The following is a 22,013-nucleotide window of genomic DNA, read 5'->3' on the forward strand; positions in this document are numbered from 1 at the left end:
GTCACCTCCGGGTCGCCGCGCGGCGGACGTACAGGTTGATCAGGACGGCGCCGAGCAGCATCACGCCGAGGAAGGCCTTGAACCAGTCGGGGTTCCAGCCGGCGAAGACGATGCCCTGGTTCACCATGCCGAACATGAAGGCGCCGAAGACCGGGCCGATGGCGGAACCGTAGCCGCCGGTGAGCAGACAGCCGCCGATCACGGCCGCGGCGATGTAGATCAGCTCCTGGCCGACGCCCTCGCCGGACTGCACGGTGTTGAAGGAGAACAGCTGGTGCATGCCGACGAACCAGGCGCCGAAGCCGACCAGCATGAACAGCGTGATCTTGGTGAAGGTGACGGGCACGCCGACCGCGCGGGCGGAGTCCTGGCTGCCGCCGACCGCGAAGATCCAGTTGCCGTACTTGGTGCGGAGCAGCACCCAGGTGGCCAGGGCGGCGAAGGCCAGCCAGTAGACGACGGTGATCTTCACCTCGACGCCGCCGATGTCGAAGGACGAGGCGAAGACGGCCTTGGCCTGGTCGAAGCCGTCCATGTCGCTGATGTCGTCGGTGGCAACGTTGCCGGTGACGAGTTTGGTGACGGCGAGGTTGACGCCCTGGAGGATGAGGAAGGTGGCCAGCGTCACGAGGAAGCTCGGCAGGCCGGTCTTCATCAGCACCCAGCCGTTGAACGCGCCGACGGCCAGGGAGAAGACGAGGGCCACGATCACGCCCGTCCACACGTTCACGGTCAGCTGGTAGCTGAGCATGCCCGCGGTGAGCGAGGAGGCGACCACGGCGACACCGGCCGACAGGTCGAACTCGCCGCCGATCATCAGCAGGGCCACCGGCAGCGCCATGAGGCCGATGGTGGACGACTGGTAGAGGACCGTCGCCATGGAGCCGCCGTCGCGGATCGAGGGGGCGGCGATCAGGAAGAAGACGAACACGGCCAGGGCGCCGAGGAAGACCCCGACCTCGGGCCGGGCGAGCACCCGCAACGCCATCGAGCGCTCGCGGGTGCGCCCGTCGGCCTCCTTGGGGCCGGGGGCCGGCGGTGGGGCCACCGCCGGCTCAGCCTGTTGGGCCATGCTCATCACCGGGTGCCCTTCGAGGCGAACTCGGCGACGGCCTTCACGTTGGACTCGTCGACGAAGGCCGGGCCGGTCAGCACCGGCTGCTCACCGCCGCCGCTGTAGTTGCCGTTGTTCTTGTAGAGCCACAGTCCGTCGACGGCCAGATAGCCCTGGAGGTAGGGCTGCTGGTCGACGGCGAACTCGATGTCGCCCTTCTCGATGGCGCCGGTCAGCTCCTTGTTGAGGTCGAAGGTGGCGACCTTGGCCTCGCTGCCGGACTCGTCCACGGCCTGCACGGCCGTCATGGCGAAGGGGGCGCCGAGCGTGACGAGGTGGTCGATGTCGCCGTCCTGCTTGAGCTTGGCGGTGACGGTCGACTTCACCGAGGGCATGTCGGTGCCGTTGACGTAGAGGTTCTCGATCGACCCCTCGAAGGTCTTCTTCACGCCCTCGCAGCGCTGGGTCAGGCCGACGTTGCCCTGCTCGTGGATCACACAGACGGCGTTCTTCGCGCCGTCCTCGTTGAGCCGCTTGCCGAGCGCCTCACCGGCCACGCTCTCGTCCTGGCCGAAGAACTCCATCAGGCCGAGCTTCTTCCAGTCCGCGAGACCGGAGTTGAGCCCGACGACGGGTATGCCGGCCTTCTCCGCCTTGCCGAGGACGCTCTTCAGGGCGTCCGGCTTGGCGAGGGTGACGGCGATGCCGTCGACCTTCTGGTCGATCGCGTTCTGCACCAGGTTGGCCTGGTTGCCCGCGTTCGGGTCGGCGGAGTACACGAGCTTGACGTTGTCCTTGGCGGCCGCGGCCTCGGCGCCCTTGCGGACGATGTCCCAGAAGGTGTCGCCGGGCGCCTGATGGGTCACCAGGGCGACGGTCATGCGGGGGGTGTTCGCCTTGCCCGCGGAGGCGCCCGAGTCCCCCTCCTCGTCGGCCTCCTTCCCGCCCGAGCCGCTGGAGCAGCCGGCGAGGGTCAGGGCCGCGGCGGCGGCGAGGGCCACGGCAGGAGCGAATCTGCGGGAGCGGGCGTGCGAAGAGCGGTCCATCTTTCCTGCACCTCACTGTGCGACTGTGCGACGGGAAGCCGTGTGCCGGACCGGAGAAGAACGGCTGTGGCGCTGGGACCGGATACAAGTCCTTGGGGCGCCCGCTGTCAATACTTTGTCAAGACATCATTTCACTCACAGGTCCGAATGTAAGTACAAACTATTGACAGCGTCGTCCAGGAGTCATACACCTGGGAGGCGGCAGGCCCCCGCCCAGCCCGAGGAGCGTCGCACATGGCCGAGTCAGTCCCGCGTTTCGATCTGATCACGATGGGCCGCATCGGGGTCGATCTCTATCCCTTGCAGACGGGCGTACCCCTGGCTGAGGTTGAGACGTTCGGCAAGTTTCTCGGCGGCTCGGCCTCGAACGTGGCGGTCGCCGCCGCCCGCCTCGGCCGCGCCACGGCCGTCATCACCCGGACCGGGGACGACCCGTTCGGCGGCTATCTGCACCGCGCGCTCCAGGAGTTCGGCGTCGACGACCGCTGGGTGACCCCGGTGGCCGCCTGCCCGACGCCGGTGACGTTCTGCGAGATCTTCCCGCCGGACGACTTCCCCCTGTACTTCTACCGCCGCCCCAAGGCCCCCGACCTGGAGATCCACCCGGAGGAGCTGGACCTGGACGCCATCCGCGCCGCCCGCATCTTCTGGATCACCGGGACGGGGCTGAGCGAGGAGCCGAGCCGCGCGGCGACCCTGGCCGCGCTCGCCCACCGTGCCAAGTCGGGCACCACCGTCTTCGACCTCGACTGGCGGCCGATGTTCTGGGCCGACCCCGACCAGGCCCGCCCGTACTACGCCGAGGCGCTGCGGCACGCGACCGTCGCGGTCGGCAACCTGGACGAGTGCGAGATCGCCACCGGCGTCCGCGAACCGCGGGCCTGCGCCGAGGCGCTGCTGGCCGCCGGTGTGGAGCTGGCCGTCGTCAAGCAGGGGCCGAAGGGCGTCCTGGCCGTGCACCGCGACGGCCGCAGCGCCGAGGTGGAGCCGGTGCCGGTCGAGGTGGTCAACGGCCTCGGCGCGGGCGACGCGTTCGGCGGCGCCCTCTGCCACGGTCTCCTCTCCGGCTGGGAGCTGGAGCGGATCATGCGGTACGCCAACGCGGCCGGCGCCCTCGTCGCCTCCCGACTCGCCTGCTCCTCCGCGATGCCCACCGGGGCCGAGGTCGACGACCTCCTCGCGCGAGCCACTCCCTGAACGGAGCAACCCCTTGTCCCTCAGCATCCCCGACCTCACCGCGGTCAGAGCCCGGCGTCCGGAGGCGGTCGCCGAGGCCGCGGCGCGCCGGACCCGCCGGCCGCTGATCGGCGACTCCGGCCGGCTGATGATCGTGGCGGCCGACCATCCGGCCCGCGGCTCGCTCGGCGTCGGCGACCGCCGGCTCGCCATGGCCAACCGGGCCGACCTGCTGGAGCGCCTGTGCACCGCGCTGTCCCGGCCGGGCGTCGACGGCGTGCTCGCCACCGCCGACGTGCTGGACGACCTGCTGCTGCTCGGGGTGCTGGAGAACAAGGTCGTCATGGGGTCGATGAACCGCGGGGGCCTCGCGGGCGCCGCCTTCGAGATGGACGACCGCTTCACCGGTCACCGCGCCGAGGACCTCGCCCGGCTGCGCTTCGACGCGGGGAAGCTGCTGCTGCGCGTCGACTACGACGACCCGGGCTCGCTGGCCACGATGGAGGCCGCCGCCCGCGCCGTGGACGCCATGGCGGAGCGCGGACTGCCGCTGTTCGTGGAGCCGTTCATCTCCCGGCGGGTCGACGGCCGGGTGCGCAACGACCTGTCCGCCGAGGCCGTCACCCGCTCCGTCGCCATCGCCTCCGGCCTCGGCGGCACGTCGGCCTACACGTGGCTGAAACTGCCCGTCACCGACGACCCGGAGGACATGGGCGAGGTCCTGGAGACCTCCACGCTGCCCGCCGTACTGCTCGGCGGCGACATAGGCGGCTCGCCCGCCGACCAGACGGCGGCCTACGAGCGCTGGCGCAAGGCGCTCAGGCTGCCCACCGTGCAGGGCATGGTCGTCGGCCGCTCGCTGCTCTACCCGGCCGAGGGCAGCGTCGAACAGGCGGTGGACACGGCCGTCGGACTGCTGTGACCGAGGAGAGGCCAAGGAGTAGGCGATGACGTATCACCTTCCAGCGGGCAAGGCGGCGGCGGACGGCCCGTACGCCGTGGACGTGACGCCCGAGAGCGCCGGCTGGGGCTACGCCGGCCTGCGGGTCCTGAACCTGCCGCCCGGCGGCAGCCACACCTTCGACAGCGGCGAGAGCGAGTGGATCGTCCTGCCGCTGAGCGGCGGCTGCACCGTCGCCACCGCCGACGACTTCGGCCAGGACACCTTCGAACTCACCGGCCGTTCGAGCGTGTTCAGCGGCGTCAGCGACTTCGCGTACGTGCCGCGCGACGCGCGTACGACCGTGACCTCGGCAGGCGGCGGCCGCTTCGCCCTCACCGGTGCCCGCTGCACCCGCCGCCTGCCCGCCCGGTACGGCCCGGCGTCCTCGGTGCCGGTGGAGCTGCGCGGCACCGGGAACTGCTCGCGGCAGGTCAACAACTTCGGTGCGGCGGGGGTCTTCGAGTGCGACAAGCTGATCGCGGTCGAGGTGCTCACCCCGGGCGGCAACTGGTCGTCCTTCCCGCCGCACAAGCACGACGAGCACCGGCCCGGCGAGGAGTCGGTGCTGGAGGAGATCTACTACTTCGAGTTCGGAGATCACGACGGCGCCCCCGGCCTCGGCTACCAGCGGGTCTCCCCGTCGGGGCAGGGCCGGGGCACGGACGTGCTGGCCGAGGTGCGCGACGGCGACGTGGTCCTCATCCCCGACGGCTGGCACGGACCGTCGATGGCCGTCCCGGGCCACCACATGTACTACCTGAACGTCATGGCGGGCCCGGAGGCCGAACGCGCCTGGCTGATCTGCGACCACCCCGAGCACGCCTGGATCCGCGACACCTGGCCGGACCAGGCCGTCGACCCCCGACTCCCCCTGTACACCGCACCGGAGAGGTCCGCATGAGCGCCACCGGCACCCGCCGACTGACCACTGCCCAGGCCCTGGTGCGCTTCCTGGCCGCGCAGTACACCGAACGCGACGGCGTACGCCACCGCCTGATCGCCGGTACCTGGGGCATCTTCGGCCACGGCAACGTGGCCGGCGTCGGCCAGGCCCTCGTCGAGTACGGCGACGTGATGCCGTTCCACCAGGGGCGCAACGAACAGGCCATGGTGCACGCCGCCGTCGGGTACGCCCGGCAGCTCAACCGCCTCTCCGCACAGGCGGTGACGACGTCCATCGGCCCCGGCGCCACCAACCTGGTCACCGGCGCGGCCCTGGCGACGGTCAACCGCCTGCCGGTCCTGCTCCTGCCCGGCGACTACTTCGCCTCGCACGCCGCGGGCCCGCTGCTCCAGCAGCTGGAGCACCCGGTCGAGGCCGACGTGTCGGTCAACGACGCCCTGCGCCCCGTCTCCCGCTACTTCGACCGGATCGCCCGCCCCGAGGCGCTGCTCGCCTCCGCGCTCCGGGCGATGCGCGTGCTCGCCGACCCGGCCGAGACCGGCGCGGTCACCCTCGCGCTGCCGCAGGACGTGCAGGCGGAGGCGTTCGACTGGCCGGAGGAGTTCTTCGCCGACCGCGTCTGGCGGGTGCGGCGGCCGGCACCCGACCCCGAGGAGCTGACCGAGGCGGTCCAGGTGCTCCGCGCCGCCCGGCGCCCGCTGATCGTCGCGGGCGGCGGCGTCCACCACAGCGAGGCCGAGGCGGCGCTGAAGGCGCTGACCGACGCCACCGGTATCCCGGTCGCCTCCACCCAGGCCGGCAAGGGCGCCCTGCGCCACGACCACCCGGCCGACCTCGGCGGCATCGGCCACACCGGCACCGCCGTCGCCGACGACCTGGCCCGCACCGCCGACCTGGTGATCGGCGTCGGCACCCGCTACTCGGACTTCACCACGGCCTCCGGCACCCTCTTCCAGGACCCGGACGTCCGCTTCCTGAACCTCAACATCACCGCCTTCGACGCCCACAAGCTCGCCGCCCGCACCCTGGTCTGCGACGCGCGGGCCGGGCTCACGGCGCTGACCGAGGCGCTCTCCGGCCACCGGGTGCCGTCGTCGTACGAGGACGAGTACCGGGCCGGCCGGACCCGCTGGGAGGAGAAGGTGCGGGCCGCCCTCCGGGCCGACGACGACAGCGCCGTGCCGACCCAGACGCAGGTGCTGGGCGCGCTGGACGCGGTGGTCGGCGACGAGGACGTGGTGATCAACGCGGCCGGTTCGCTCCCCGGCGACCTGCACAAGCTGTGGCGGTCCCGCTCGCCGCGCCAGTACCACCTGGAGTACGGCTACTCCTGCATGGGCTACGAGATCCCGGCCGCGCTCGGCGTCCAGCAGGCCGCGCCCGGCACGGCGGTGTGGGCCCTGGTGGGCGACGGCACGTACCTGATGAACCCGACCGAGATCGTCACCGCCGTGCAGGAGAACCTGCCGGTCAAGCTGGTCCTGGTGCAGAACCACGGCTACGCCTCGATCGGCGGCCTGTCCGAGTCGGTGGGCGCCGAGCGGTTCGGCACCGACTACCGCCACCGCGCCGCCGACGGCACCTTCACCGGCGCCCCGCTCCCCGTCGACCTCGCGGCCAACGCGGCCAGCCTCGGCATGGACGTGCTGCGCGCCAAGACCGTGCGGGAGCTGCGCGAGGCGCTGTCGACGGCCCGCGCGGCGACCCGCCCGACCTGCGTCCACGTCGAGACCGCCGCGGCCCGCGACGCCCTCCCGGCCGAGGCCTGGTGGGACGTGCCGGTGGCCGAGGTGTCGGCCCGCGAGCCCGTCACCGACGCCCGCGCGCGGTACGAGCACGCGGTCGCCGACCGCCGCCACCACCTCTGACCCCCCGTCATCCACGCAACGGAGGTACGTCCATGGCGAAGACCGGCGACCGCGCACCTGCCGTGACCGCCCCCGCGCTGAGCACCCTGGACTTCGCCCTCGACCGGAGCAGCCCCGTGCCGCTCTACTACCAGCTGGCCCAGCAGCTGGAGGGGGCGATAGAGCACGGCGTCCTCGCGCCGGGGAACCTGCTGGGCAACGAGGTCGACCTCTCGGTCCGGCTGGGCCTGTCCCGGCCGACGGTCCGGCAGGCCATCCAGTCCCTGGTGGACAAGGGCCTGCTGGTCCGGCGGCGCGGCGTCGGCACCCAGGTGGTGCACAGCCAGGTCAAGCGCCCGCTGGAACTGAGCAGCCTGTACGACGACCTGGAGGCGGCTGGGCAGGGGCCCGGCACCCTGGTGGTGCGCAACGAGGGCGTCCCGGCCCCCGCCGAAGCGGCGGCGGCGCTCGGCGTCGCGGAGGGCGACGAGGTCACCGTCCTGGAGCGGCTGCGCCTCACCCACGGCCGGCCGGTGGCGCTGCTGTGCAACTACCTTCCGGCGGGACTGCTGGAACTCGACGACACCCGGCTGGAGTCGACCGGCCTGTACCGGCTGATGCGCGCGTCCGGGATCACCCTGCACAGCGCACGCCAGACCGTCGGCGCCCGCATCGCCACCCGCGAGGAGGCCGAGCGCCTCGAAGAACGGGAGGGCGCCGCACTGCTGACCATGCGGCGCACCGCGTACGACGACACCGGGCGCCCGGTCGAGTACGGGACGCACGTCTACCGCGCGTCCCGGTACGCCTTCGACTTCCAGCTGCTGGTCAGGAACTGACGCCCGGATCCGGCCGGTTCGGCCGGCCTGGGAAGGTGAGCCGGAACAACGCCCCCGCGCCGGGCGCGCGCTCGGCGGTGAGTTCGGCGCCGTGGGTGCGGGCGATCTGGCGGGCCATGGCCAGTCCGAGGCCCGAACCGGGCAGCGCGCGGGCGGAGGGTGCCCGGTAGAAGCGGTCGAAGATGTGCGGCAGATCGTGGTCGGCGATGCCGGGGCCGTGATCGCGCACGGTCAGCTCCCGTTCGGTCAGGACGACCTCGACCGTGCCGCCGGGCGGGCTGAACTTGGCCGCGTTGTCCAGCAGGTTGCCGAGCAGCCGGGCCAGCCGGGCCGGGATGCCGGGGCGCGGCAGGCCGGCCGCGCGGTCGGTGACGTCCAGGGTGAAGGTGATGCCGGGCCAGCGTTCGCGGGCGCGGGTCAGGGCGTGCCGGGTGAGCGCGGCGAGGTCGATCTGTTCGAGGAGCGGCTGCGGTTCCTCGTCCCGGGCCAGCTCGATGAGGTCGTTCACCAGGGTGGTGACGTCCTCCAGCTGCCGGACCAGGGCGCCGGCCGCCCGCTCGCGCCGGCCGGCGGGCAGGCGGTCGGCGCGAGTGAGGAGTTCGGCGTTGGTGCGCAGCGCGGTCAGCGGGGTGCGCAGCTCGTGCGAGGCGTCGGCGATCAGCCGCCGCTGCGCCGTCACCGACCGCTCCAGCTCGTCGAGCATCGTGTTGAAGGTCGTCGCGAGCCGGGTGATCTCGTCGTCCCGGTGCCGGCCGGACCCCGGACCGGCGGGCAGGTCGATGCGGTGGCGCGGGTCGCGGGTGGCGGCGACCCGCTCCGCCGTGGCCGTGAGCCGGGTGACGGGGGCGAGGCCGGTCCGGGAGACGGCGTAGCCGAGCAGTCCGGCGACGACCACGCCCGCCGCGCCGATGCCGCTCAGCAGCCACGCGGTCTGGTGCACGCCGCGCTCGGCCACGTCGGAACGGAGCGCGACCTGGACGGCGGTGCCGTCGCCGAACGTGGTGGTCAGCATGCGCGCGGGATGCCCGTCGGCGGTGATGTTCCGGTAGTAGGGCGTACGGCGGCCGGCCGCCACCTGGCGGACGGCAGGGGACACCGGCAGGACGTACGGCTCGGCCGGGTCGTCGGCCGGATCGGGTGGCACCGTCTGGGCGCAGGCGGGGGCGCCCAGGAAGCGGCACTCGCCGCGGTGCACGGCCGGGCCGTCCTCCCGGCTCTGCTGGGCGACGAGGGTGGCCGACTGGGCGAGGTTCTGGTCGACCTGCTGGTAGAGCTTGTAGCGCAGGACGAAGAACGCGGCCGTGCACACGCCGACGGTGACGAGGACGACGGCCGCCGAGGCCGCCAGCGCCAGCCGGGACCGCAGCCGGCGCGGGCGCGGCAGGAGACGCCACGGGCGGTTCACGCCGTGCCCAGGCGGTAGCCGACACCGTGCACGGTGTGCACGAGACGCGGCTCGCCCTCCGCCTCCAGCTTGCGGCGCAGGTAACCGACGTAGACGGCGAGCGAGTTGGAGCCGGGGCCGAAGTCGTGTCCCCAGACCCTTTCGAAGAGGGTCTCCCGGGTGAGGACCTGTCCGGGGTGGAGCAGCAGCTGCTCCAGGAGCGCGCACTCGGTCCGGCTGAACTCGATGGTCCGCTCGCCGCGCCGTCCGGTCCGGGTGTCCGGGTCCACCACCAGGTCGGCGTACGACAGCAGGTCGCCCGGCTCCTGGGCGCCGGTGTCCGCCCGGCGCAGCAGGGCCCGCACCCGGGCGGTCAGCTCGTCCAGCGCGAACGGCTTGACCAGGTAGTCGTCGGCGCCGGCGTCCAGCCCGTCGACGCGTTCGCTCACCGAGTCGAGCGCGGTCAGCACCAGCACCGGGGTCCGGTCGCCGATACCGCGCAGGCGGCGGCAGAACGCCAGGCCGTCCAGTACCGGCATCATCACGTCGACGACCACGGCGTCCGGCTGCCAGGCGGCGACCTCGGAGAGGGCCGCGAGGCCGTCGGCGGCGCCCCGCACGGCGTAGCCCTCGACGGTGAGGCCGTCCTCGACGGCGGCCCGCACCTCGGGCTCGTCGTCGACCACCAGAATTCTTCTCAGCACGCGCCCAGCCTGCCAAAGGAGTGTCTTAAAACCTTCTTAGGCCGGCTTGTGACCGTGGCGGCCATGTTCGGATCCTCCTCCGGCCCGGCCCACGTGCCGCCCGCCGGACCTCACAGTCCCCCGCCCCGGCTGTCCGTGGTGATCGGCGCGGGCGGTACCGGTGGGCACATCTACCCCGGTCTCGCCCTCGCCGACGCGCTGCGCCGCGCCGTACCGGCCGCGGAGATCTCCTTCGTCGGCACCACCCGGGGCCTGGAGACCCGGCTCATCCCGCAGGCCGGGTACCGGCTGCACACCGTCGACATGATCCCCTTCGACCCGAGCCTCGGCGCCCGGCGCTACCTGCTGCCCTCGGCGCTGGTACGGTCCGCCGGGCAGTGCCGGACGGTGCTGCGCGAGCAGCGGGCCCAGGTGGCGGTCGGCATGGGCGGCTATCCGAGCGCCCCGGTGATCCTCGGGGCCCGCTGGTCGGGCCTGCCGAGCCTGATCCACGAGTCCAACGCCGTACCGGGCCGCGCCAACCGTTTCGCCGCCCGCCTCACCCCGCACGTCACGGTCGCCTTCGACCGCTCGCGCTCGGGCCTGGCCGGCGGCGAGAACGCCCGCGTCGTCGGCATGCCCATCGCGGCGGCCCTCGCCGGGCTGGACCGCGACGCCCGGCGCCCCGAGGCACGGCGGGCGCTGGGCGTGCCGGACGGGGCGCGGCTCGTCGTCTTCAACGGCGGCAGCCTGGGCGCCGCGCGGCTCACCGAGGCCGCGACGGAGCTGGCCCGGCGCTGGCGTCGGCGCACCGACGTCCATCTGCTGGTCAAGACCGGGCCGGACGCCCTGGAGGAGGCCCGGTTCCGGCTCGCGGGCAGCCAGGCGGCCCGCGTGGTGCCCTACCTGGACCACATGGACCAGGTGTACGCCGCCGCCGACCTGGTGGTCTGCCGGGCCGGTTCGGCGACGGTCGCCGAACTCGCCAGCACCGGCGTGCCCGCGGTGCTCGTGCCCTACCCGCACGCGCCCGGCGACCACCAGACGCACAACGCGCGGGTGCTGACCGACGCCGGGGCGGGCCTGCTGCTCTCCGACGCCGAGACCTCGGCGGCGCGGCTGGCCGAACTGATCGAGCCGCTGCTGGCCGATCCCGCCCGGCTCGCGGCGATGGAGTCGGCCGCCGACCCCGGCCCGCACGCGTACGCCGCCGATCTGCTCGCCGCCGAGGTACTGCGCCTCGCCGGCCACCCCCTGCCGGCCTTCGACCCCTTGGAGCGCACCCCATGAACCACACCCCCGACTGGACCGGCCGCGAGGTCCTGGTCACCGGAGCCGAGGGTTTCATCGGCTCGGCCCTGGTCGATCTGCTCGTCGCCCGGGGCGCCCGGGTCCGGGCGTTCACCCACTACAAGCCGTACGCCGAGAAGGGCCACCTCGCCCACCTCCTCGGCCACCCGCTGGTCACGACGGTCACCGGCGACATCCGCGACGCCGGGCGTGTGACGGACGCCGTCGACGGCTGCGACACCGTCTTCCACCTCGCCGCGCTGATCGGCATCCCGTACAGCTACGACTCGCCCGGCGCCTACGTCCAGACGAACGTCGTCGGCACCGAGAACATCGCCGAGGCCTGCCGGCGCCACCAGGTGCGCCGCCTGGTGCACACCTCCACCAGCGAGGTGTACGGCACCGCCCGCACGGCGCCGATCAGCGAGAGCCACCCGCTGCAGCCGCAGTCGCCGTACTCCGCGTCCAAGATCGGCGCCGACATGATGGCGCTCTCCCACTGGCACGCCTTCGAACTGCCGGTCACCGTCGTGCGCCCCTTCAACACCTACGGCCCCCGGCAGTCGGCGCGCGCGGTCATCCCGGCGATCCTCGCCCAACTGCACTCCGGCGCCCGCACGATCAGGCTCGGCTCGCTCACGCCCACCCGGGACTTCACCTACGTCACCGACACGGCGCGGGGCTTCGTGGCGATGGCCGACTGCGCCCGGGCCCTCGGGCAGGTGGTCAACCTCGGCTCGGGCCGGGAGATATCCATCGGCGACCTGGCGCAGGCCCTCACCGTCGCCGCGGGCAGCGACGCGGAGATCGTCGTGGACCCCGCCCGGCTGCGCCCGAGCGGCAGCGAGGTCCAGCGCCTCCTGTCCGACAACTCCCGCGCCCGCCGCTGGGCGGGCTGGGAGCCGCAGGTCGGCCTGGCGGACGGGCTGCGCCGGACGTCGGCGTGGGTGAAGGAGCACCTGGACCTGTTCGCGGCGGAGCGCTACCAGGTCTGACCCGGCGGTCCCTTGACCTCCAGGAGGGAGGGCCGTAGGAGCTACCTACACATATCAGGCATAACCAGAGTGCAGGGCACGCCTCCCCACGCGTGCCATTCAGGGGCACGAGCACCGTGTGGTCCCCAGTACGACCACGACTGCGGCGCGGCAGGCCAGGCCCGCGCCGCACTCCGGCCGCTTCGAGCGTAGCCTCCGAAGCGGGCGCGACGGGAGAATGGGCGGGGGCGGCGTCTCGCGCGTTCGGCCGCCCATCCGTTCCTGGCGGACGAGTTGCCCGCACGCTCAGCAGCGGTCCCACCCTCTCGATCATCCTGGGAGCGGCCTCCTGCCCGAGCAGGAGGCGCATCCGACTCGAAAGGCAGAACAGTCCATGCACCATCCGACCAGCGCCGGCCCGAACAACCTGCCGGCGCCGGGGCCCGGCGACTGCCCGTTCTGCGCGATCATGGCAGGACGTGCGTCGGCCACGATCGTGCGGAGATGGCCGGACGCCCTGGCGATCGTGCCGCTGTCCGCGGTGACCGCCGGGCACATGCTGGTGATCCCGAAGGAGCATGTCGCCGATGTGGGTGTCGACCCGGCAGTGTCAGCGGCCACCATGCGCCGCGCTGCGGAACTGGCAGGCGACATGGGAGCGTGCAACATCATCACCTCGCGAGGCGGACTCGCGACCCAGACGGTCTTCCACCTCCACCTCCACGTCCTCCCCCGCCGTAGCCGGGACGGCCTCAAACTGCCCTGGGCGGCTGATAGGAGGACAGGGAACTGTGCCGCGCCAGAGAACGCTGAGTCACGCGTGCTGGCCGAGGGTAATGGTGTTTCAAATTATCGATGACGGATAAGAAACCGTCAGCACGGGAAGTACCGGCCGGTGGGGGCGGATTTCGAGATTCCGTGCCGGCAGGGGGACAGTCCGTGGGGCGGGTATTTCCATTCGGATCCGAGTTGCGTCGGCGTCGCGTCGAGGCCGGGCTTTCGCTCGCCGACCTGGCGCAGGACATCAGGTACTCGAAGAGTCATCTGAGCAAGGTCGAGAGAGGACACAAGAACCCCAGTTCTGATTTCGCACGAGCGTGCGACAGGGCTTTACGGGCCGACGGTGAACTCGCCGCTCTGGCACCGGAAGAGGACCATCAGGAGATACCCGTTTCCCTCACGCCGACGGAATGGTCCATGCCGTGGACCTTGCAAATGTCGGCCGACGAAGGAAACCACTTCGTGGCCTACGACGAGGGCACGCAGGGAGCACCCCTGGTCACGCCGACGGTCATGTCCTGGCAGCCGGCCTCCCTCCGGGCCTCCGGCGGCGAGGCGAGCAGCGCCTTGGCCCCCTTCGCCTCGCTGTTCGCCGAATGTCGCGGCCTCGGACAGACATTCGGTCCCGGCGCCGTCATCCAGATCCTCATCACCTCGATGAACGCGCTGCGAGGACTCGCCGGATCGGCGGCCGGCGAAGCTGACCGGAAAGCGGTCCTTCGTCTGGCCGCACGGTACGCCGAGTACACCGGCTGGATGTCCCAGGAGGCCGGGGACGACCGGGCCTCGCTGTGGTGGACCGACCGTGCCGTCGGCCTGGCAACGGCGGGAGGGGACACGGAGTTCGCCGCCTACACGTTCGTGCGGCGGGCGGACATCGCGCTCTACCGGATGGACGGCCGGTCCACCGTGGAGTACGCGAGGACCGCGGAGGAACGGTCGAGGACCACACGGATCCGAGGACTCGCCGCCCAGCGCAGGGCACAGGGGCACGCCCTTCTGGGGCAGGACGCCGAGTGCTTCCGTTCGCTGGACCGCGCGGCCGACCTGATGGCGCGCGCCGCCCAGGAGGAACACGAGGCCGGAGCGGCCGCCGGGGACGAGCCCGTGATCGGCAGCATGCACCTGGCCGGGCTCGCCGACTTCGTCGCCGGCTGGTGCCTCCACGACCTGGGCCACACCGACGAGGCCGTCGGCCGGCTCTCCGGTGGACTCGACACGATCCCGGTGCGGGCGCGCAGCGCCAGGGCTCGCTACGCGGCCCGGCTGGCGCTGGCCCTGGCCGAGGCGGGCGACCTGAGGTCCGCCTGCGCCATCGTCGAGGCGGTGACATCGTCAGCGCCCGTGTTCGACTCGGCCACCATCCGGGTCGACCTGCAAAGGCTGGCGCGCAGGCTGAACCGGTGGCCGCGCGACCCCGACGCCACACTCGCCGCCACTCGCATCGCCGAGGTCCTGCACACCAGGCTGTGAGCCGGGTCCGCGCAGCCCCGCGCGAACTGTGCCGGGGCGGCGCGGTGGTGCCCGCGAGCGATCACGCGGGGAAACCCTCCACCGCCTGCCGCCATGTATTTCCCTGTGTCCTGTGGGGTGTTCCGTTTCCCCCTCGGATTGGGTCAGGGAAACGGATTGAACAGATCATGGCCGACTGGAAATCTCGCCAGGGGGAGCCTCTACGGCTCCCCAGTGGAGCGGTTTCCGCCGGCTCACGCCTTCGACTCCGAGGAACGAGGATGACGGGAATCTTCATCAATTACCGAACGGGGGACGGGGAACGCGCCCCGGAGCTCATCGACCGGGAGCTCGTTTCGATCTTCGGAAAGAAGCGGGTATTCCGGGACCGACGTTCGATCAGGGAGGGGACGGAGTTCCCGGAGAAGCTCCGCCGGGAACTGAACAGTTGCACGGTGCTCCTCGCGGTGATCGGCCGACGCTGGCTGGACATCCGTGACGCGGCGACAGATACGCGCCGGATCGACATGCCGAACGACTACGTCCACGACGAGATCAGGACCGCGCTCGCCCTCAAGAAGATCGTGATCCCGGTCCTGCTGGACGCCTCGCTCCCCGCCGCCGAGGACCTGCCGCCGGACATCGCGGGGCTGGCGATCCAGCAGGTCGCACACCTGCGGGAGGGTTACTCCCACCACGACCTCGGCCTCCTCACCAAGAGGCTCCGTCAGCACGTGCCCGCGAAGACCCGGAAGCGGGGGGCCAAGAAGGACCGCCGCTCCGGCGACGTCATGGACCTGAGCAACGCCAAATTCAAACGCAGCGCGGTCGGCAACTACTCGGTGTACTCCGAGGGTGCTGAACTGCGCCGGCGCGGCCGGAAGGACAGGTGATCCGGATGGACGAGCCGGAGCACGAGGTTGATTCCCCCGAGCCCTACGAGGGCGCGGCGACGATCACCGCGCCAGAGCCCCTCGGACAGGCAGCAGGGGAGGAGCCCCTCCCGCACCCCGACGGTGTCCGGTTCCCCGGTCGGGCGGAGCGGGACGCGACGGCCGACGACACACCGGCGCCCAGCCCTGCCGGCCGTATCGAGCCGGACTCGTTCGAGGAGGAAACCGGCGCCCGCGAGCGGGGACTGCTGAAGAAGGCCAAGCGTTCCGCCGTCTCCCTGGGCAGCGGGCCCGCCATCTATCTCGAGAACATCGTCGCAGACGACACGAGCCCCGCGAAGGCCGACCTCCAGGTCTCCGACTTCTCCATCGACTACCTCACCAGGAGGTACGTGCCGGTTCCCGGACACGCCGACATGGAGAAGGGCCTGCGCGAACACGGAGTGATCGCACTCTACGGAGAGGAGGGTTCCGGCCGGCGCTCCACCGCGATCGCCCTACTAGGACAGGTCACCTCGGCCGTCGGCACCCTCCACTGCGAGGACGCCGACGTGACGCAGGCACTGTGCGCCCAGGGCTACGAAGTGCTGGGCCGCGACCACGGCTACCTGGTGGAGGCGGGTGACCCGCCGGTCACCCCGCAGGCCCTGGACCGTCTGGCCCGACTGGTCCTCGAGGCCCGAGCACGGCTGGTCGTGGTCGGGCCCCCGTCCGCCTTCCCCAGCCTCAGCTCCGACATCCCCGTCATCGAGCATCACGCACCCGACGCCGTCGAGGTGCTGAAAGAGCACCTCGAGGCTCGCCTCGCCCACCGCGCTCCCCGCGTCGGGGAGAGCAGCGCCGAGTTCGTGGCCGCGGTCGAGAACAAGAGCAGGTTGAAGGAGAGCCTCGCACTCGCGCGCTCCATGGCCGACGTCGTCCAGCTCGCTCACACCCTGGCGGACGCCTTCCACGCCTTCCACGCGGAGCACCGCGACACGGCCGGCACCTTCGACGCCGACAAGGCCCTCGACGACGCCGTCGCCGCGTGGCGGGACAGGCTGCCACGGCTCGCCAAGGAGATGCTCGGACTGGACGCCCGTCAGGGAAGGGAGATCAGGCCCGGCACCTACGAGCGCGCCATCCGGATCGCCTACGCGCTCTTCAACGAGCACCCGCTGCCCGATGTCGACGAAGCGGGCGACCGTCTCAGCCGCGTTATGCGGCCCTACTTCGACACCGCGGACGAGAGCCCGGTGCGGCATGCGCCCCACATGGACGCGCTCGTGCCGCCACAGATGCGTGCGCCCGCCGCCACGGGCCCCGAACGGGCAAAACTCGTGGACGACGAACTGCTGCGCGTCATGCTGGAGACCACCTGGAGCGCCTACAGCGGCTTCCGCCGACCGTTCCTGGGATGGCTCAACGACCTGACCGGCAGGCGCGGTCCCGGACACGAACGCACCAGAGTCCGCGTCGCCCAGATCGCCGGTCTCCTCATGCGGCGCGACTTCGACTTTGTCTACCGGGAGTGCGTCGGCCCGTGGGCCAGGTCCGAGGCCGGTGGGAAACGGCTCTGCGCCGCGCTCGCGGCGGAGATGGCCGCCGCCGAGGACGGTCCCACCCGCCGAGTCGCCGCCCGCGTCCAGCAGTGGGCCCATAGTCCGAGCCGGGAACTCCAGGACACCGCGGCCCGCGCCTACGGCACCTCCATCGGCCTGCGCGACCTCCCCGCCACGCTGTCGGAGCTGACCACGCTCGGCAAGCGGCCGGAACTCGCCACCGCCGCCTCCATAGCCCACTCCACAGCCTGGCTGTTCCTCGAGGGCCGTGTCGACGACGTCATGCTCACGCTCAAGGCATGGACGCACTCGCAGGACGAGTACCTCTCACGCCACGCGGTACGCACCATGCTCGCCCTCGGCCGCTGCACCGTAAGCGGAGGACGGCCCGCCCTGGCCGAACTCGCCCTCATCAACCGCGAGCACGCCGACCTGCTCACCACTCTGTGCCACCGGGCGCTGCTCACCAGGGGGACCTCCACCCGCACCTGGAACCTCCTGCAGCGCTGGCTGAGGGACTCGGACGGTGACGGAAACGACCATCTGGCGCCCTTCTACCAGTCGTTCGCCGCAAGGGTCTTCACCGGCCCGCTCGAGGAGCGGGCCAGGTTCCACGTCACCCACGTATGGCGGTCGAGACACCCCGACTCCACAGCGCTGCGCCGACTTGAGGAGTCGCTCCGGCAGCGCACCGCCGACACTTCCGACAACGCCGAAAGGACCGACCGATCATGAACGAAGGCAACGGAGGGCACTTCTCCCGCTGGCGCCGCTGGTGGCGCCGGCGCGCGGCCGCCGGCCAGCCCCTCTTCTCCCCCACGTCGGCTCCGGGCCACGACGAGGACCTCTACCCTTCGGCCCTGGCCACGCCGATGCGCGCCGAGGTGGAGGTCGACCTGGGCGAGCCCGAGAACCATGTCCTGCGCCTCACCGCGCGCGACGGAGTGTTCGAGTTCGAAATCCTCCCGAGCGTCCGGCTGACCAGCCACGACATGTCGGAGGAGAGCCTGAACCGCCGTCGGCGCGATCTCTCGGACGCCGTGCTGAGGGAGATCCTGAGGCGGGCGTGGCCCATTGCACGGTCCTGCGACCCGGACGCTCCGGCCGAGGCGGAAACCCTGATCAACGCGGAGATAGCCGACGGTTGGTGCTACGAGAGGCCGGAAGGCGTCGTCAAGTGCCGACCGACCGTCCGGGTCCGCGTCGACCCCGTCCTGCGCGACCGGATCCGTCCCATCCGCCTGGAGGAACAGGTGATGCGGGAGGAACACCGCCTGGGAATTCTCAAGGCCTCCCACGCCCAGGCATTGACCGAGACGTGGCTCGAGGTCCTCCGCCGACTCGAGGGCTCCGACGAACTCACCCGGGAGCAGCGTCAGTTCCTGGTGCCCTTTGTGGCCTCTCTCTCCGACAAGGAGTTCGCCGCGGCGGCCAAGGAGCTCAGGACCGCCCGCCGTCAGGGGGCCAAGAACCTCGCCGACGTGTTGCAGCAGGCGGCCAGGAACCACGAGCAGATCGGCCTCTTCGAATTCGCCAAGGCCTACGACAAGGCCTTGAACAGTTTCTCCCAGCAGATGGGCCTCGGTCCCGCCACGTTCATCCCCGCTCCGGCGGACCACGCGGAGGGCACCGCATGAACACCAGGTCCGCGGCCGAGTACCACGCGAAGGCCGCACGGGTCCTCGCCGTGCTGCCCGTTCTACTCGCCGGGCTGCTCACGGGATGCGCCGACCAGAACCCGGATCCGTGGGCCAAGTGCGACTGGATGAGCAAGCTTCCGGACGACCCGGACTTCGACGCGGGCGCCGCGCGGACAGGTCACACCGCGATCGTCGTGGACGTCACTTCCTCCGTGCGCGGCTCGAAGGCGGGATCCGGCGGAGTCGACCACAGTGGGCCCGCCGCCCAGTACGTGGAGAAGTGGCTTTCCGGAACCGGGACGATGTCCGTCGCGGCGTTCGGCGGCACTGACGACATCCGGTGGGTGGCTGAGAACTGGGCCACCGGCCCCAGTGAGAAGGACAACGAGGAGAACCGCAGACGGCGCGCGGGGATGGTGTCCGAGTGCGTGGCACATCAGCTGGCGGAAGCACAGGCCGCGGCCCCGCGGTCCGGTGGCACAGACGTCCTGGACGCTGTCCGGGAAGCGGCCGTCACCCTGGCGGAGCACAGGGGCCCCCGCAGACTCGTCGTGCTCACCGACGGACTGGCCACCACCGGCTGCGCCGACCTGAGACGCTCCGCCTTCGAGGACCTGGAGATCGACGCGATAGCGCAGCGCTGCCGGGACGACCAAGAACTCACCTCCGGCACCCTCGCCCTCGTCGACACCGTGTTCGTGGACCTCGGAAGGACCGCCCGCGACCAGCCGCAGGCCGCCGCCGCCCAGACGGACTGGCTCGGCAAGCTGTGGAATCGGCTCTGCCAAGCGGCCCACCCGAAACCAGCACGTCCCGAGGACTGCGTGGTGACCGCACTCCCCGCAGCCGAACCCCTCGGCGGAAAATCTGTCACCCGCCCCGACGACCCGGTGCCGGCCTTCCCGGGGCGGACGTACACGCGCGCCGGCGCCAACGCCTTCTTCTCGCCGGAATCGTCCGTTCTCTTGGACGACGCCCTGCGGGAGATCACGGAGATCGCGGTCGAGCTCCGGAACCTCGACGGAGCCCGGGTGCGGGTCTTCGGCTACGTCGATCCCCGGGGCGGCTCGGCCAACAACCACTCCCTTTCCCAGGCGCGAGCCGACGCGGTCAAGAGCAAGCTCGCGGAACTCGGCGTCCAGAACGTGACGGCCACCGGGAAGGGCGTCGCCGACGGGTGCCCGAAAGCCGAGACCCAGCTCAGCACCGAGCAGAAACTGCGGTGCGACCGCCGGGTCGACATTCTGGTCGACCAGGTGGGGAGGGGCCGATGAGCACCGCGAACGGTACGAAAGGCAGTGCGCAGGGTCGGCTGCTGCCTGCAGCGGTGCGCTGCCCGGGCGGGGAGCACCCCGGCGACGGCATCGGCAACGCACCACCGCCCAATCGCTTGGTCAACCGCACCGACAGCCGCGAGCGCGCCGTACTCATGCGGGCCTTCACCAACAGCAGCACCGACCTCACCGCCGAACAGGCCCGCCTCGGCGCCGCCTGCACGGCGGTAGTGCGCTCCGCGCTGCGGGTGGAACGGGGCATCGGCGCCCTCGAGCGCTTCCGCCGCATCGAAGCCGGTCGACGCGCCCCACGCACGGCAGCCCCGGCAAGGCCCCCGGAACACGGTGAACAGGCGACCGCGATACCCCGAGCCAGGCGTGCCGCGCTCATGTGGCGGCTGCTGCTCTGGCCAGTGACCATCGCCAGCGCCGTCTTCGACTCGGCTTTCATCGCCTCGATCGTCCAACAGCTCCTGAACGTACGGTCGGATTCCGTGCACTACTGGTTGGCATATCTGCCCGGGATCGGCATCGCCGTGTGCCTGCTGGCGGCCGGCTCCTTTCTCGCCGAACAACTGCAGGACTTGCAGGAAGCACGAGAGGCCACCGGCGCTCCGAGGAGGCCGCCCCACTCCGTCCGGAAGTGGCTCTGGCAACTGAAGTCTTCGCTGTTGTTCGTCGCCGCTGTCCTGTCGCTCACCGTCATGTGCGGTGTCGTTCGGGTCTCCATGGCCGTGGAGGAGTCCGGGGAGCCGGTGCTGGAGCGGTACCAGTGGGTCATGATCGCTCTTCTGCTGTTCCTCGCGGTCTCCTCGGTGACCGCCAAGGTCCTCTCCCACAACCCGGCGCCCGCCGAGACCGCCACGGACGGCGCGTCGGCGAAGGACCTGAAGAAGCGCTGCCGGACGGCCGACAACCTGGCCGCCAAAGCCCGAAAGGCAATGGCCCGGCACGTGACCGCCTGGTTCGCGCTCAAGGCCGCGGTGGATGGGGCCGAGCAACGTGCGCGCAAACGCGTCGAGGACGCCTCGGCCGGCCTCGTCGAGGAGCGCGCCCGCACCGGAACGGCCGGCTCCTTCGAGTTCCCGCTGGAGTCGCCGGCGTGGCCGGTGGAACAGCAACCGACGATCGCCTGCGCTGCAGCGGCCGTCACCCCCCTGCGACGGACCGGAGAACCACAGATCAGGATCGACCTGCTCGACGAGGCCGGGAAGATCCTGAAGGACCACCGCCACGACCACCTGTCGCGCCGTCTGCACGAGGTCCTGGCAGACCTCGATCGGTTGTGGGGCCCCGACGAAAGCCCGCCGGCATCGCAGGACCCGCTAGCGGACGCCGCCGTCGACGCGCGGGGGAGCGAGAACCGGCAGCCGAAGGAGCGCACCGAATGAGCACCTCCCCATACGTCCCGGACGAGGCCCGGATCAAACATCTCGAACTCCTCCAGGCGACCGTCAACCGGCTCGGCACCAACTCCTTCCTCATCAAGGGCTGGGCGATGACCGTCAGCGGCGGTCTGACAGCAGCGGCCATGGGTGGCGCGGGCTGGCCCGTGGCACTGATCGCGCTCATGATGACCGCCGGGTTCTGGCGCCTCGACTGCTACTACCTGGAGAAGGAGCGGCTGTTCCGTTCCCTCTACGAACGTTCGTCGATCACCGCGGCCGACCAGATCCCCCTCTTCACCATGGACGTGGAACGCTACGCCCGGCCGGAGCCCTGGCGCCTGGTGGCTCTGTCGCGCACGATGTCGCTGTTCTACGGCACGTTCGCGGTGGTGGGCATCGCCGTGACCGTACTGCTCATGACCCATGCCTCGCCCGCGTTCTGACAGGCCGTGCGGACACGCGGCCGGGACGGCTCTCGGCGGTCGAGATCTTCGCGGCTTCCGTGACGCCACGTGGAACCACTCGTAACCGCCGGGAGAGACCCGCGGGCTCCCTCGTCCCGGGAAACACAGGGCCGGTGTCGCTGTCGACGCACCAGTGGTCGGCCCGTTCACCGGCGGGTGGCTCATCGACGTCCCCGGACGACGGTGGACCTTCCTCGGACGCAAGTTGTCCGCCGGCTCCCCTCCCGACGCCCGCCTGTTCACCGGCTCGCGTGGCAGAGGCATCTCCACCACCGTCCTGTGCGACGCGACGCACTGGGACGGCGTCGTCACAAAACTCGGCTACGGGCATCAGGATCGCCGACCACGGATCACTGACCACCGCCCAGCGCAATCCGCAGCCCGGACGTACAGGAGATCACGGCCGTGGGGGCCGCGCCGTCCGCACACCTGAGCGTGCTC

General features: G+C 71.5%; 19 protein-coding genes and 1 pseudogene. 16 read left to right on the plus strand and 4 right to left on the minus strand.

What is annotated here, in order from left to right; translation table 11 throughout:
- Position 1: 1 nt before the first annotated feature.
- The gene (locus ACFW01_RS03270) at positions 2–1,078 is read right to left on the minus strand and encodes an ABC transporter permease (protein WP_384502263.1); all 1,077 of its coding nucleotides are present in this window, start codon (positions 1,076–1,078) and stop codon (positions 2–4) included.
- Positions 1,078–2,100 (minus strand): sugar ABC transporter substrate-binding protein, encoded by a 1,023-nt coding sequence (locus tag ACFW01_RS03275; RefSeq protein WP_234960449.1) that lies wholly within the window; start codon positions 2,098–2,100, stop codon positions 1,078–1,080. The genes ACFW01_RS03270 and ACFW01_RS03275 overlap by 1 nt, the downstream gene beginning before the upstream one ends.
- 234 nt (positions 2,101–2,334) lie before the next feature.
- On the opposite strand from ACFW01_RS03275, the gene iolC reads away from it, so the two are divergent.
- From iolC to ACFW01_RS03300, 5 genes are read left to right on the plus strand one after another with little or no spacing between them, the layout of a single operon-like run.
- A complete protein-coding gene (iolC, locus tag ACFW01_RS03280; protein ID WP_384502264.1) occupies positions 2,335–3,297 on the plus strand; it encodes a 5-dehydro-2-deoxygluconokinase in 963 nt (320 codons plus the stop codon).
- A gap of 13 nt (positions 3,298–3,310) precedes the next feature.
- The gene (locus tag ACFW01_RS03285; protein ID WP_234960445.1) at positions 3,311–4,198 is read left to right on the plus strand and encodes a deoxyribose-phosphate aldolase; all 888 of its coding nucleotides are present in this window, start codon (positions 3,311–3,313) and stop codon (positions 4,196–4,198) included.
- A 25-nt stretch (positions 4,199–4,223) separates the two neighbouring features.
- Positions 4,224–5,120, plus strand: a complete 897-nt coding sequence (gene iolB / locus ACFW01_RS03290; RefSeq protein WP_384502265.1) for a 5-deoxy-glucuronate isomerase — start codon at positions 4,224–4,226, stop codon at positions 5,118–5,120.
- Positions 5,117–6,991, plus strand: coding sequence for a 3D-(3,5/4)-trihydroxycyclohexane-1,2-dione acylhydrolase (decyclizing) (gene iolD, locus ACFW01_RS03295; protein WP_384502266.1), 1,875 nt, complete (start codon positions 5,117–5,119; stop codon positions 6,989–6,991). Before iolB ends, iolD begins: the two co-directional genes overlap by 4 nt.
- 32 nt (positions 6,992–7,023) lie before the next feature.
- A complete protein-coding gene (locus ACFW01_RS03300) occupies positions 7,024–7,809 on the plus strand; it encodes a GntR family transcriptional regulator (RefSeq protein WP_234960439.1) in 786 nt (261 codons plus the stop codon).
- Here the strand turns inward: ACFW01_RS03300 and ACFW01_RS03305 are convergent.
- Together ACFW01_RS03305 and ACFW01_RS03310 are read right to left on the minus strand one after the other, a co-directional pair.
- Complete coding sequence (locus ACFW01_RS03305) at positions 7,799–9,214, minus strand: sensor histidine kinase (RefSeq protein ID WP_384502267.1); 1,416 nt, start codon at positions 9,212–9,214, stop codon at positions 7,799–7,801. The genes ACFW01_RS03300 and ACFW01_RS03305 overlap by 11 nt on opposite strands.
- A complete protein-coding gene (locus ACFW01_RS03310) occupies positions 9,211–9,897 on the minus strand; it encodes a response regulator transcription factor (RefSeq protein ID WP_384502268.1) in 687 nt (228 codons plus the stop codon). Before ACFW01_RS03310 ends, ACFW01_RS03305 begins: the two co-directional genes overlap by 4 nt.
- Before the next feature lie 138 nt (positions 9,898–10,035).
- Between ACFW01_RS03310 and ACFW01_RS03315 the strand changes: the two genes are divergently transcribed.
- From ACFW01_RS03315 to ACFW01_RS03365, 11 genes and pseudogenes are all read left to right on the plus strand, one after another.
- Positions 10,036–11,166: a glycosyltransferase gene (locus tag ACFW01_RS03315; RefSeq protein ID WP_384502343.1), complete on the plus strand. Its 1,131-nt coding sequence runs from the start codon at positions 10,036–10,038 to the stop codon at positions 11,164–11,166.
- Positions 11,163–12,161 (plus strand): GDP-mannose 4,6-dehydratase, encoded by a 999-nt coding sequence (locus tag ACFW01_RS03320; RefSeq protein WP_234960434.1) that lies wholly within the window; start codon positions 11,163–11,165, stop codon positions 12,159–12,161. Before ACFW01_RS03315 ends, ACFW01_RS03320 begins: the two co-directional genes overlap by 4 nt.
- A gap of 373 nt (positions 12,162–12,534) precedes the next feature.
- Positions 12,535–12,999: an HIT domain-containing protein gene (locus ACFW01_RS03325; RefSeq protein WP_234960432.1), complete on the plus strand. Its 465-nt coding sequence runs from the start codon at positions 12,535–12,537 to the stop codon at positions 12,997–12,999.
- A pseudogene (locus tag ACFW01_RS03330) lies at positions 12,996–13,265 on the plus strand (multiprotein-bridging factor 1 family protein); the annotation flags it as partial. The gene ACFW01_RS03325 and the pseudogene ACFW01_RS03330, both read left to right, overlap by 4 nt.
- A gap of 90 nt (positions 13,266–13,355) precedes the next feature.
- Positions 13,356–14,393: a DNA-binding protein gene (locus ACFW01_RS03335; RefSeq protein WP_234960430.1), complete on the plus strand. Its 1,038-nt coding sequence runs from the start codon at positions 13,356–13,358 to the stop codon at positions 14,391–14,393.
- Positions 14,394–14,653: 260 nt separating this feature from the next.
- Positions 14,654–15,265, plus strand: a complete 612-nt coding sequence (locus tag ACFW01_RS03340) for a toll/interleukin-1 receptor domain-containing protein (RefSeq protein WP_234960429.1) — start codon at positions 14,654–14,656, stop codon at positions 15,263–15,265.
- 5 nt (positions 15,266–15,270) lie between these two features.
- Positions 15,271–17,541 (plus strand): hypothetical protein, encoded by a 2,271-nt coding sequence (locus ACFW01_RS03345; protein ID WP_234960428.1) that lies wholly within the window; start codon positions 15,271–15,273, stop codon positions 17,539–17,541.
- Positions 17,538–18,443 (plus strand): hypothetical protein, encoded by a 906-nt coding sequence (locus tag ACFW01_RS03350; protein ID WP_234960427.1) that lies wholly within the window; start codon positions 17,538–17,540, stop codon positions 18,441–18,443. The genes ACFW01_RS03345 and ACFW01_RS03350 overlap by 4 nt, the downstream gene beginning before the upstream one ends.
- Positions 18,440–19,720 (plus strand): OmpA family protein, encoded by a 1,281-nt coding sequence (locus ACFW01_RS03355; protein WP_234960426.1) that lies wholly within the window; start codon positions 18,440–18,442, stop codon positions 19,718–19,720. The genes ACFW01_RS03350 and ACFW01_RS03355 overlap by 4 nt, the downstream gene beginning before the upstream one ends.
- Positions 19,717–21,111, plus strand: a complete 1,395-nt coding sequence (locus tag ACFW01_RS03360; RefSeq protein ID WP_234960425.1) for a hypothetical protein — start codon at positions 19,717–19,719, stop codon at positions 21,109–21,111. The genes ACFW01_RS03355 and ACFW01_RS03360 overlap by 4 nt, the downstream gene beginning before the upstream one ends.
- On the plus strand, positions 21,108–21,551 hold the full coding sequence (locus tag ACFW01_RS03365; protein ID WP_234960424.1) for a hypothetical protein: 444 nt from the start codon (positions 21,108–21,110) through the stop codon (positions 21,549–21,551). Before ACFW01_RS03360 ends, ACFW01_RS03365 begins: the two co-directional genes overlap by 4 nt.
- Positions 21,552–22,013: the final 462 nt, after the last annotated feature.

The organism is Streptomyces sp. NPDC058985 (assembly GCF_042740985.1).
In the GTDB taxonomy this organism is placed as follows: Bacteria; Actinomycetota; Actinomycetes; order Streptomycetales; family Streptomycetaceae; genus Streptomyces.

Bases quoted from the DNA above. Each gene is read 5' to 3' on its own strand.
- ACFW01_RS03300 (WP_234960439.1), top strand. From the start codon at position 7,024: ATGGCGAAGACCGGCGACCGCGCACCTGCCGTGACCGCCCCCGCGCTG.
- ACFW01_RS03275 (WP_234960449.1), bottom strand. From the start codon at position 2,100: ATGGACCGCTCTTCGCACGCCCGCTCCCGCAGATTCGCTCCTGCCGTG.
- ACFW01_RS03350 (WP_234960427.1), top strand. From the start codon at position 17,538: ATGAACGAAGGCAACGGAGGGCACTTCTCCCGCTGGCGCCGCTGGTGG.
- iolB (WP_384502265.1), top strand. From the start codon at position 4,224: ATGACGTATCACCTTCCAGCGGGCAAGGCGGCGGCGGACGGCCCGTAC.
- ACFW01_RS03270 (WP_384502263.1), bottom strand. From the start codon at position 1,078: ATGAGCATGGCCCAACAGGCTGAGCCGGCGGTGGCCCCACCGCCGGCC.
- ACFW01_RS03365 (WP_234960424.1), top strand. From the start codon at position 21,108: ATGAGCACCTCCCCATACGTCCCGGACGAGGCCCGGATCAAACATCTC.
- ACFW01_RS03325 (WP_234960432.1), top strand. From the start codon at position 12,535: ATGCACCATCCGACCAGCGCCGGCCCGAACAACCTGCCGGCGCCGGGG.
- ACFW01_RS03355 (WP_234960426.1), top strand. From the start codon at position 18,440: ATGAACACCAGGTCCGCGGCCGAGTACCACGCGAAGGCCGCACGGGTC.
- ACFW01_RS03345 (WP_234960428.1), top strand. From the start codon at position 15,271: ATGGACGAGCCGGAGCACGAGGTTGATTCCCCCGAGCCCTACGAGGGC.
- ACFW01_RS03335 (WP_234960430.1), top strand. From the start codon at position 13,356: ATGTCGGCCGACGAAGGAAACCACTTCGTGGCCTACGACGAGGGCACG.
- ACFW01_RS03360 (WP_234960425.1), top strand. From the start codon at position 19,717: ATGAGCACCGCGAACGGTACGAAAGGCAGTGCGCAGGGTCGGCTGCTG.
- ACFW01_RS03340 (WP_234960429.1), top strand. From the start codon at position 14,654: ATGACGGGAATCTTCATCAATTACCGAACGGGGGACGGGGAACGCGCC.
- iolD (WP_384502266.1), top strand. From the start codon at position 5,117: ATGAGCGCCACCGGCACCCGCCGACTGACCACTGCCCAGGCCCTGGTG.
- ACFW01_RS03320 (WP_234960434.1), top strand. From the start codon at position 11,163: ATGAACCACACCCCCGACTGGACCGGCCGCGAGGTCCTGGTCACCGGA.
- iolC (WP_384502264.1), top strand. From the start codon at position 2,335: ATGGCCGAGTCAGTCCCGCGTTTCGATCTGATCACGATGGGCCGCATC.